Here is an 11126-nt window from a genome sequence, read left to right as displayed (position 1 = left end):
GCCTCGGAGGTCGCCCGGCTCGTCGTCGACGCCGGGCACGTCGCCGCCGAGCGGATCGAACGCTCGCTGGCCGCCGCGGCCGCGGAGCGCGACGAGATCCAGGCCGCCCGCGCCGAACGGGAGCGCGCACACGCCGAGGCCCGCGACACCACCACGAAGCTGACCGCGCTGCTGGAGAAGCTCACCGACGCCGTCCACCGCGACGAGATGGTGCGCCAGCAGACCCGGATGCGGCTGGAGCAGCTGACCGAGAAGATCCTCGGCGACCACGGCATCGGCGTCGACGACCTCGTCGCCGAGTACGGGCCCGAGGTCCCGGTGCCGCCGTCGGCCGACGAGACCGCCGAGTACGAGGCCGCCCGCGAGCGCGGCGAGCAGGTGTCCGCGCCGCCGCCGGTCCCGTTCGACCGGCCCACCCAGGAACGCCGCCTCAAGCGAGCGGAGAAGGACCTGTCGCTGCTCGGCAAGGTCAACCCGCTCGCGCTGGAGGAGTTCGCGGCGCTGGAGGAGCGCTACAAGTTCCTGTCCACCCAGCTCGAGGACCTCAAGAACACCCGGCGTGACCTGCTCACCGTCGTCCGCGAGGTCGACGACAAGATCCTCGAGGTCTTCACCACCGCCTACCACGACGTCGCCGCCGAGTTCGAGACCGTGTTCGCGACGCTGTTCCCCGGTGGCGACGGCCGGCTCGTGCTCACCGACCCCGACGACATGCTCACCACCGGCATCGAGGTCGAGGCCCGCCCGCCCGGCAAGAAGGTCAAGCGGCTGTCGCTGCTGTCCGGTGGGGAGCGCTCGCTCACCGCGATGGCGCTGCTCGTCGCGATCTTCCGGGCCCGTCCCTCGCCGTTCTACGTGCTCGACGAGATCGAGGCGGCCCTCGACGACGTCAACCTGCGCCGGCTCATCTCGCTGATGGAGGAGCTGCGCACGACCAGCCAGCTCATCGTCATCACCCACCAGAAGCCGACGATGGAGGTCGCCGACGCCCTCTACGGCGTCTCCATGCGCGGCGACGGCATCACCCAGGTCATCTCCCAGCGCCTGCGACCCGCCTCCTGACCTGCTGACCGGCCCGTCCTGCGCGGCGCGTCGGCCGGGCGTGGCAGGGTGGCGTCGTGACCACGCAGACCCTCTGGATCGTCGTCGCGATCGTCGTGGCGGTGTTGCTGATCGCCGTCGTCGCAGGGCTGGTGATCGCCCGCCGACGGCGCATCAGCCTGCGGTCCGACGAGCAGCAGCGCGAGCTCGGGACCGGTACCGACGAGCCACCGCGCGCCGGCGGCGGCTACCAGGCCGGGAGCGGGTTCGCCTTCTCCTCCGGGACGGCCACCGCACCCGAGCGGCCGCGCGCCCCCGGCGACGACGCACCGACCGCCGCCACCCCGACCGCCACCCCGTCCGCCCCGGCGTCGCCCGCCGACGCCGCCGCCGACGCGCCGACGGCCGCCACACCGACCACCACCCCGTCCGCCCCGGAGGCCCCCGCCGAGGCCGCCGACGCGCCCACCGCCGACGAGGTCCGCACCCCGCCCGGTGGCACCCCCGTCGTCGACGGCGCCACCGAGGCCCGCACGCCGCCCCGCGGCGTCCCGGTCAGCACCGCACCGCCGGTCCCGTCGACCGCGCCCCCCAGCAGCCCGCCCGTCCCGACCGAGCAGACCGGGACCGTCACCGGCACCCCGGACGCCCGCGTCATCGACACGGCCGAGGCCAGCAAGGACCCGGCCACCCGGCAGCTCCGCCGCCCCGAGGGCCCCGCCGGGACCGCCGGGACCGACGCACCCGCGGCGAGCGCGCCCACCCAGCCGGTCGCCCGCCCGGAGGCCGCGCCCCCGCCGGCAGCACCCACCGCGCCGACTGTGCCGTCCGCGCTGACCGAGCCGTCTGCACCGACCGAGCCGGTCGCGCGCCCGGGGACGCCGGACACGCAGGCCCCCGGCACCCCCACCGAGGAGATCGCCCCGGCCGAGGGTCGGATCGGCCGGCTGCGCGGCAGGCTGTCCCGGTCGCGCTCCGGGCTCGGCCAGAGCCTTCTGGGCCTGCTCGGCGCGGGTGACCTCGACGAGGAGTCGTGGGAGGACGTCGAGGCCACCCTGCTGCAGGCCGACCTGGGGCCCGAGACGACCGCCGAGATCGTCGACGCGCTGCGCGAGCAGATCGCCACCCGTGGTGTCCGCACCGCCGAGCAGGCCCGCGCCGCCCTGCGTGACGTGCTCGTCGAGGCCCTCGGCACCGGCCAGGACCGCTCCGTGCACGCCCTGCCGCACGACGGGCGCCCCGCGGTGCTGCTGATCGTCGGGGTCAACGGCACCGGCAAGACCACCACCACCGGCAAGCTGGCCCGGGTGCTGGTCGCCGGGGGGCATCGGGTGACCCTGGGTGCGGCCGACACCTTCCGGGCCGCCGCCGCCGAGCAGCTCGTCACCTGGGGCGAGCGCTCCGGGGCGGGCGTCGTCCGCGGGCCCGAGGGCGCCGACCCGGCCTCGGTCGCCTTCGACGCCGTCACGCGCGGCACCGACGACGGCGTCGACGCCGTCCTGCTCGACACCGCCGGCCGGCTGCACACCAAGACCGGGCTGATGGACGAGCTCGGCAAGGTCAAGCGCGTCGTCGAGAAGCAGGCCCGGGTCGACGAGGTCCTGCTCGTCCTCGACGCCACCACCGGCCAGAACGGGCTGACCCAGGCCCGGGTGTTCGGCGAGGTCGTCGACGTCACCGGGGTGGTGCTCACCAAGCTCGACGGCACGGCCAAGGGCGGCATCGTGTTCCGCGTCCAGCGCGAGCTGGGCGTGCCGGTCAAGCTCGTCGGGCTCGGTGAGGGCCCCGACGACCTGGCCCCGTTCGAGCCCGCCGCGTTCGTCGAGGCACTGCTCGACTGAGGTCGTGGCGCGGGTCGCCCTCCCGGACGACCCGCGCCGTGCGCCACGTCACGAACCGGACCATTCGGATGACCTTCGGTCCTCCGGATCCGGTTGAGTAACGCAACCGTCATCTTGCTCGGCGCCCTGTTAATACTGCAACGGCAGTTCGGCGTGTGGTGAGAGGCTGACGGCCGTTCGGCGGTGATGATCACCGCGTGGTTGATCTTGCCGGGTGGGTGGCCTCGTTGGACGCGGTGGTGGAGCTGATCTCTGGCCGTTTCCGCAGGGTCGAGCCGCGCCGGCGGGTCGGAACCTACCTGCGAGGCCTGCTCGCGGGGCTCGAGCGGAAGAACGGCTGGACCCTCGCCGAACACGCCGGGGCGATGTCGCCGGACGGGATGCAGCGGCTGCTGCGCACCGCGGACTGGGACGTCGACGGGGTCCGCGACGACCTGCGCGGCTACGTCCTGCAACATCTCACCGACACCGCGTCGGGGGTGTTCATCGTGGACGAGACCGGGTTCATCAAGAAGGGCCTGCGTTCGGCCGGGGTGCAGCGCCAGTACACCGGCACCAGCGGGAAGATCGACAACTGTCAGCTCGGTGTGTTCCTGGCCTACGCCTCGAAGCGGGGGCGGGCGTTGATCGACCGGGAGCTCTACCTGCCGACCTCGTGGACCGAGGACCGCGAACGCTGCGAGCGCGCGGATGTCCCCGATGACGTCGAGTTCGCCACGAAACCGCAGCTGGGGACGGCGATGCTGGCCCGCACGTACGCCGCTGGGGCACTCACGTCCGGGTCGTGGGTGACCGCGGACGAGGTCTACGGGCAGAACCCGGGCTTTCGCGACTGGCTCACCGAGCGGGAGATCCCGTTCGTGTTGGCCACCCGCAATGACGACATGCTCACCAGCCCGGACGGGAATCGTCGCCCGGCCAAGGCCCTGGCCACGATCGCCGGGGCGCGTGATCTCGACACCGGGCACGACGGGTGGGAGCGCCGCGCGATCGGGCCGGGCGCGCACGGGATGCGGGTCTATGACTGGACCGCGGTTGCGCTGGCCATCGACGGCCTCCCGGCGGGTTGGGGGCACTGGCTGCTGGTGCGCCGCCAGACCGAGCCCGCAGAGGGCAAGACCATCCGTGAGCTGGCGTTCTACCGCTGCGCCGCCCCGGCGAACACGCCGCTGCGCGACCTCGTTCGAGTCGCCGGGGCGCGGTGGGCGATTGAGGAATGCTTCCAGACCGCGAAGAACGAGGCCGGCCTCGACCACTACCAAGTCCGCTCCTACCGAGCCTGGCACGCCCACATCACCCTGGCCATGCTCACCGCGGCCTACCTCGCCGTCACCCGCGCCGCCGAACACGCACGCGAGGCCGAAAAGGGGGATCCTCAGCCAGCCGGCGCGCATTGATTCAGCTGTCGGGCAACGAGATCCGCCGTCTCCTCGCCGCGCTCGCCTTCACCCCGCTCACCTGCATCGACCACGTCATGCACTGGTCGACCTGGCGCCGTGAACGCCAACAACAGGCCCGCGACTGCCACTACCGCCGACGCGGCGAACGACCCCCGAGCTGATCAACTGCCGTTGCAGTATTAACCGGTGCGAAACGGACAGGCGTCGAATGCGAAACACGCGATCATCATTCTTCCTCCCCAGTCGGACTAACGACAGACGTGGGAGGGACTAACCCGTGGAAGGCCTCAACAGCGGTGATACCGCCTGGCTCCTGACGAGCGCAGCACTCGTCATGCTCATGACTCCGGGGGTGGCGCTGTTCTACGGCGGCCAGGCCCGGTCCAAGAGCGTGCTCAACATGTTCATGATGTGCTTCAGCGCCCTGGGCGTCGTCGGTGTGCTGTGGATCCTCTACGGCTACTCGACGGTCTTCGGCACCGAGCTCGTCGGCGGCGGTCTGCTGGGCAACCCGGCCGAGTACTTCGGGCTCACCGCGCTGCTGCCCGACGACGAGGCCACCGAGACCTACCCGGCGCTGGCCTTCGTCAGCTTCCAGGGCATGTTCGCCATCCTCACCGTCGCCCTGATCGCCGGTGCTGCGGCGGACCGCATGAAGTTCGGCGCCTGGGTGCTGTTCTCCGGTCTCTGGGCCACGCTGGTCTACTTCCCCGTCGCCCACTGGGTCTTCGACCTGGAGCAGGGCTGGATCCCGGTCATCCTCGGCGCGAAGGACTTCGCCGGTGGCACCGCGGTCCACATCAACGCCGGTATCGCCGCCCTCGTGCTCTGCATCGTCCTGGGCAAGCGCCGCGGCTGGCCGCGTGAGGCCATGCGCCCGCACAACCTGACCATGGTCATGCTCGGTGCCGGCGTCCTCTGGTTCGGCTGGTTCGGCTTCAACGCCGGTTCGGCCACCTCGGCCGGCTGGGCCGCGGGCTACGCGTTCGTCAACTCCCTCGCCGCCACCGCCGCCGCCATCCTCGGCTGGCTGCTGGTCGAGAAGATCCGCTACGGCAAGGCCACCTCGCTGGGTGCCGCGTCGGGCATCGTGGCCGGTCTGGTCGCCATCACCCCGGCCTGTGCCTCGGTCTCCCCGCTCGGCGCGCTGGCCATCGGTGCCATCGCTGGTGCCCTCTGCGCCTGGGCCGTCGGCCTCAAGTACAAGCTGGGCTACGACGACTCCTTCGACGTCGTCGGCGTGCACTTCTTCGGTGGTCTCTGGGGCACCCTGGCCATCGGGTTCTTCGCCACCGACGTCGCCCCCGACGCCGTCAACGGCCTGTTCTACGGCGGCGGATTCACCCAGCTGGGCCTGCAGGCGGTCGCCGCGCTCGCCGTCATCGCCTACACCGCGATCGTCACCACGATCATCGTCTTCATCGTCAAGTTCACCATCGGCCTCCGGATCGACGACGAGGTCGAGCAGAGCGGCATCGACGAGGGCGAGCACGCCGAGACCGGCTACGAGTTCTCCGGCCTGCGCGGCGGCAGCGGCATCGGCTCCTCGCCGAAGCCCGCCACCGAGGCGAAGGCCACCCCCGCCGCGAAGCAGGAGGTCTGATCCGTGAAGCTCGTGACCGCCATCGTCAAGCCGTTCGTCCTCGAGGACGTCAAGGGCGCCCTGGAGCAGATCGGCGTGCTCGGTCTGACCATCAGCGAGGTCCAGGGCTACGGCCGCCAGAAGGGCCACACCGAGGTCTACCGGGGCGCGGAGTACTCGGTCGACTTCGTGCCGAAGGTCCGCGTCGAGGTCGTGGTCGACGACACGCTGCAGGACAAGGTCGTCGACGCGGTCGTCGAGGCCGCCCGCACCGGCAAGATCGGTGACGGCAAGGTCTGGGTGACCCCGGTCGAGACCGTGGTCCGCGTCCGCACCGGGGAACGCGGCGCCGACGCCATCTGATCGACGAACTCCTCGCGACGGCCCGTCGCGCTCCCTTCCCGGAGTGCGGCGGGCCGTCCGCCGTCCAGGCTCGAAACGGACATCACGACATGTATGCGGTCGACTACTCGAACGAACAGGAAGCGGGTGGCGCAGGGCGATGACGGTCCTGGGGTCGGGCGAAGCGGCGGACCTGGTCAAGGCGAAAGCGGTCCTCCTGGAATCCAACGGCCGGCACCACCACGGTCCGGAGGCGTTACGGGCCGCGCTGGTCGACCTGCACGACTTCTGGCTCTCCTCCCGGTGCGCAGCACTCGGGGTCGGCGGTGAGGGGAGCGGGACGGCGCTGGCGGCCGTCGGCGCGCTCGGCCGGCGCGAGCTCTGCCCCTGGTCCGATCTCGACCTCGTGCTCCTGCACGACGGCCGGACCGACGTCGACACGCTCGCCGAGAAGCTCTGGTACCCGCTCTGGGACGCCGGGATCGGCCTCGACCACTCGGTGCGCACGCCCGGCCAGGCCGTCCAGGTCGCGGCGACCGACCTGCGGGCGGCCTTCGGGCTGCTGGAGCTGCGGCACGTCGCCGGGGACGCGGCGCTCACCGGCAAGGTCCGCGACGCCGTCCGCACGGCCTGGCGGGCGGGGATGCGCAGCCGCTTCGACGAGATCGTCGACACCACCACCGACCGCTGGCAGCGCAACGGCGACGTCGCCCACCGCGTCGAGCCGGACCTGAAGAACGGCCACGGCGGCCTGCGGGACGTTCAGCTGCTCGACGCACTGGCCACCGCCCAGCTCGTCGACCGGCCGGGGGCCGACGTCGTCGCCGCCCGGTCGCTGCTGCTGGACGTGCGCACCGAGCTGCACCGGCTGTCCGGGCGGGCCCGCGACGTCCTGCGGGCCCAGGAGGCCGACGAGATCGCCGCGACCCTGGACGTCGGTGACCGTTTCGACCTGGCCCGCGCCCTGTCCGGAGCGGCCCGCGCGGTCGCCTTCGCGACCGAGGTCGGGCTGCGCCAGGCCCGCAACGCGTTGCCCCGCCGGGGACTCGCCGCGCTCCGCCGCGCGCCGGTGCGCCGGCCGCTGGACTCCGGCGTCGTCGAGCACGCGGGGGAGGTCGGGCTCGCCCGCGACGCGTCGGCGACGAAGGACCCGGCCCTGGTCCTGCGGGTCGCCGCCACCGCCGCCCGCACCGGGCTGCCGATCTCGGCGGGCACCCTGTCCCGGCTCGCCGACACCGCCCCCGAGCTGCGCGCGCCGTGGCCGCGGACCGCGCTGGCCGAGCTGCTCGCCCTGCTCGGGACCGGCAAGGCGGCCGTCGCGGTGATCGAGTCGCTGGACCGCACCGGGCTGTGGGGACGGCTGTTCCCCGAGTGGGTCGCGGTCCGTGACCTGCCGCCGCGGGACCGCACGCACGTCTGGACGGTCGACCGTCACCTCGTCGAGGTCTGCGCCGAGGCCGCCCGGCTCACCACCCGGGTGGCACGCCCGGACCTGTTGCTGGTCGGGGCGCTCCTGCACGACATCGGCAAGGGCCGCGGCGGCGACCACTCGGTGGTGGGGGAGTCGCTGGTCGGCCAGATCGGCGAGCGGCTCGGTCTGCGCGAGGGTGACCTCGTGCTGCTGGCGGCGATGGTGCGCCACCACCTGCTGCTGCCGCACACCGCGACCCGTCGCGACCCGGAGGACCCGGCGACGGTGTCGCGGGTGCTGGACACGCTGCGCGAGGCGGTCGCCCCCGGCGGCCGGGGCGACGCCGACGTGGCGCTGCTCGTCGAGCTGCTCGACGCCCTGGCCGAGGCCGACTCGCTGGGCACCGGGCCCGGTGTCTGGACCCCGTGGCGGCGGACCCTGATCCACGGGCTGGCCGGGCGCTGCCTGTCCGCGCTCGACGGCCGTCCGTTCGTCGAGCCCGGTCCGCCGGATCCGGCGCACCACGAGATGGTCGAGGCCGTGGCGGAGGGGGGACCGCAGGTCCGTTTCACCGGCGACGGCGACGTCTCCTCGGTCACCGTCGCGCTGCCCGACGGGCGGGGGGTGCTCTCGGCCGTCGCCGGGGTGCTGGCCCTGCACTCGCTGCAGGTGCACACCGCCGACGTGACCGTGTCCGACGGGGTGACGGTCGAGACGTTCGCGGTGACCCCGCGGTTCGGCGGTCTGCCCGACCCGGCGCTGGTCCGCTCGGACCTGACGCGGGTGCGTGCCGGAACCCTGGACCTGGCGCAGGCGCTGGCGCGCAAGGAGCGCGACTACGCGCCGTCGACGCCGGAGGTGGAACGGACCGCCCCGCCCCGGGTGCTGTGGTTCGACGACGAGGCCACCGGGGCGGTCGTGCTGGAGCTGCGCGGCACCGACCGCATCGGGCTGCTCCACCACGTCACCGCCGCGCTCGAACGGGCCGGGGTGGACCTCGTCTGGGCCCGGGTCGAGACGCTCGGCGCCTCGGTCGTCGACTCCTTCGGCATCGGCGGGTCCCCGGACGGGGCGGCCCGCGCCGCCATCGAGTCCGCGGTCCTCACGGTCGCCGCCGGGCAGGGCGAGGCCCACACGGGCACGTGACGCAGCACGGTGCGGCGCGGCGCGGTGCGGCGCGGCGCGGTGCGAACGGAACGATTCGGGCGACCTGACCGTTTCACCACACATGACCACCGCCCGTGCCGTGCCGACCGGCGCCGTCCCGCCGACCCGCGCCACCGAGCACCGCCCCGCCGACCCCGGTCCGCCCGGCGGCCCCGGCGCGGCGCCGCGCGTCGGCCCGGTGGCCGGCACCCCGTCCGACGACGATCCGGCGGCGCCGCTGGTCGTCGTGCTGCCGGGGCGGTCGCTGCTGCTGGTCGCGGGCCTGCCGGGAGCGGGGAAGTCCACCCTGCTCGCCGGGCTCGACGCGCCGGCGGACACCCGGGTCCTCGACTCGGGGGCCACCCGGGCCACGCTGGCGCGGCTGCTCCCGGCCGCGACGCCGTACCCGGCGTACCGGTGGCTGCCCCACCTGGCCCACCGCGCGTCGGTGGTAACGGCGGTGCTCGGGCCCGCGGGCACCGTCGTCGTCCACCTGCCCGCGACCTCGCCGCGGGTACGGGCCGCGGTGCGGGCACTGGCCAGGCTCGGCCGCCGCGCGCCGCACCTGCTGTGGCTCGACACCACCCCCGACCAGGCACTCGACGGCCAGCACGCCCGGGGACGGGTGGTCCGCTCGCGCCCGTTCGCGACGCACGCGCGGCGTGCCCGCGACACCGTCGACGCCCTGCGGGCGGGCACCGAGACCGGCTGGTCCTCGGTCCGCCGCACCGATCGCTCCGGTGCCCGTGGGGGACTGGCACTGGCCAAGTAGGCTGGTAAGGGTGTTCGACTCCCTCTCCGAGCGGCTCGGATCCACGCTGCGCGACCTGCGCGGCAAGGGCCGGCTCTCCGACGCCGACATCGACGCCACCGCGCGCGAGATCCGGATCGCGCTGCTGGAGGCGGACGTCGCCCTGCCGGTGGTCCGCGGTTTCATCGCGCGGATCAAGGAGCGGGCCAAGGGGACGGAGGTCTCCCAGGCCCTGAACCCGGCCCAGCAGGTCGTCAAGATCGTCAACGAGGAGCTCGTCGCGATCCTCGGCGGCGAGACGCGGCGGCTGAACCTGGCCAAGGAACCGCCGACGGTCATCATGCTGGCCGGTCTGCAGGGCGCCGGGAAGACGACCCTGGCCGGCAAGCTCGCCCGCTGGCTCCGGGGCCAGGGCCACACCCCGCTGCTCGTGGCGTGCGACCTGCAGCGTCCCAACGCGGTGAACCAGCTGCAGATCGTCGGCGAGCGCGCCGGCGTCCCGACCTACGCACCGCACCCCGGTGCCACCGGGTCCGGTGAGCTCCCCGAGGGCCCCGGCGACCCGGTCGGCGTCGCCCGCGACGGCATCGCGCACGCCCGTGAGAAGCAGTACGACGTGGTCATCGTCGACACGGCGGGCCGCCTCGGTGTCGACGAGGAGCTGATGCGCCAGGCGTCCGACATCCGGGACGCGGTACAGCCCGACGAGGTCCTGTTCGTCGTCGACGCGATGATCGGTCAGGACGCCGTGGCCACGGCCGAGGCGTTCCGCGACGGCGTCGGCTTCACCGGTGTCGTGCTGACCAAGCTCGACGGCGACGCCCGCGGTGGAGCCGCGCTGAGCGTCCGCGAGGTCACCGGCCAGCCGATCCTCTTCGCCTCCAACGGCGAGAAGCTCGAGGACTTCGACGTCTTCCACCCCGACCGGATGTCCTCGCGCATCCTCGGGATGGGCGACCTGCTCACCCTCATCGAGCAGGCCGAGCAGGTCTTCGACGCCGAGCAGTCCGCGGCCGCCGCGGCGAAGATCAGCTCCGGTGAGCTGTCCCTGGAGGACTTCCTCCAGCAGATGCTGCAGCTGCGCAAGATGGGGCCGATCGGCAACATCCTGAACATGCTCCCGGGGATGAACTCCGGGCAGGCGAAGGCCGCGCTGGAGCAGGTCGACGACCGTCAGATCGACCGCCTGCAGGCCATCATCCGTGGCATGACCCCCGCCGAGCGGGCGGACCCCAAGATCATCAACGCGTCGCGCCGCCAGCGCATCGCGAACGGGTCCGGTGTCTCCGTCTCCGACGTGAACGACCTGGTCAACCGCTTCTTCGAGGCCCGCAAGATGATGAAGCAGATGGCCGGCCAGTTCGGCTTCGGCGGTGGCGGGCGCAGCGCGACCAAGAAGGTCCCGAAGAACCCGCGCAAGGCTCGCCAGGCGAAGAAGGGCCGGCGCAGCGGCAACCCCGCGAACCGCGCGGCCGCCGGCGCGCCGGACCTGTCGAACCTGCCGCCGAGCCTCCAGCAGCTCCCGCCCGGGCTGGGCAACCTCGACCAGCTGCCGCCCGGGTTCGACCCGTCGAAGCTGAACTTCGGCAAGAAGAAGTAGCTAGGGTCGCCA

General features: G+C 73.3%; 9 protein-coding genes. All 9 read left to right on the top strand.

Annotation, left to right across the window (positions count from 1 at the left end; genetic code table 11):
- Positions 1–1062: AAA family ATPase (locus Ae505Ps2_RS33745; protein WP_249265352.1), on the top strand; the 1062-nt coding region annotated here is incomplete at its 5' end.
- A 56-nt stretch (positions 1063–1118) separates the two neighbouring features.
- On the top strand, positions 1119–2882 hold the full coding sequence (gene ftsY / locus Ae505Ps2_RS26050; protein WP_075307611.1) for a signal recognition particle-docking protein FtsY: 1764 nt from the start codon (positions 1119–1121) through the stop codon (positions 2880–2882).
- A gap of 197 nt (positions 2883–3079) precedes the next feature.
- Positions 3080–4279: an IS701 family transposase gene (locus tag Ae505Ps2_RS26045; protein WP_075311481.1), complete on the top strand. Its 1200-nt coding sequence runs from the start codon at positions 3080–3082 to the stop codon at positions 4277–4279.
- Positions 4276–4443, top strand: coding sequence for a hypothetical protein (locus Ae505Ps2_RS32190; protein WP_170917006.1), 168 nt, complete (start codon positions 4276–4278; stop codon positions 4441–4443). Before Ae505Ps2_RS26045 ends, Ae505Ps2_RS32190 begins: the two co-directional genes overlap by 4 nt.
- Positions 4444–4559: 116 nt before the next feature.
- A complete protein-coding gene (locus Ae505Ps2_RS26040) occupies positions 4560–5885 on the top strand; it encodes an ammonium transporter (RefSeq protein WP_075307609.1) in 1326 nt (441 codons plus the stop codon).
- A gap of 3 nt (positions 5886–5888) precedes the next feature.
- The gene (locus Ae505Ps2_RS26035; RefSeq protein ID WP_020624117.1) at positions 5889–6227 is read left to right on the top strand and encodes a P-II family nitrogen regulator; all 339 of its coding nucleotides are present in this window, start codon (positions 5889–5891) and stop codon (positions 6225–6227) included.
- Between the two features lie 139 nt (positions 6228–6366).
- Positions 6367–8763: a [protein-PII] uridylyltransferase gene (locus Ae505Ps2_RS26030; RefSeq protein ID WP_075554072.1), complete on the top strand. Its 2397-nt coding sequence runs from the start codon at positions 6367–6369 to the stop codon at positions 8761–8763.
- A gap of 82 nt (positions 8764–8845) precedes the next feature.
- On the top strand, positions 8846–9535 hold the full coding sequence (locus Ae505Ps2_RS26025) for an AAA family ATPase (protein ID WP_084786447.1): 690 nt from the start codon (positions 8846–8848) through the stop codon (positions 9533–9535).
- Between the two features lie 10 nt (positions 9536–9545).
- Complete coding sequence (gene ffh, locus Ae505Ps2_RS26020) at positions 9546–11114, top strand: signal recognition particle protein (protein ID WP_075307605.1); 1569 nt, start codon at positions 9546–9548, stop codon at positions 11112–11114.
- The last annotated feature ends 12 nt before the right edge of the window (positions 11115–11126 follow it).

Source organism: Pseudonocardia sp. Ae505_Ps2 (genome assembly GCF_001932425.1).
Taxonomy (GTDB): Bacteria; Actinomycetota; Actinomycetes; order Mycobacteriales; family Pseudonocardiaceae; genus Pseudonocardia.
The sequence above is the reverse complement of the archived record's forward strand: the minus strand, read 5'-3'. Positions and strand labels throughout refer to the sequence as shown.

What these genes read in the sequence shown, in the direction of transcription:
- Ae505Ps2_RS26025 (WP_084786447.1), top strand. Translation starts at nt 8,846, where the DNA reads ATGACCACCGCCCGTGCCGTGCCGACCGGCGCCGTCCCGCCGACCCGC.
- Ae505Ps2_RS26030 (WP_075554072.1), top strand. Translation starts at nt 6,367, where the DNA reads ATGACGGTCCTGGGGTCGGGCGAAGCGGCGGACCTGGTCAAGGCGAAA.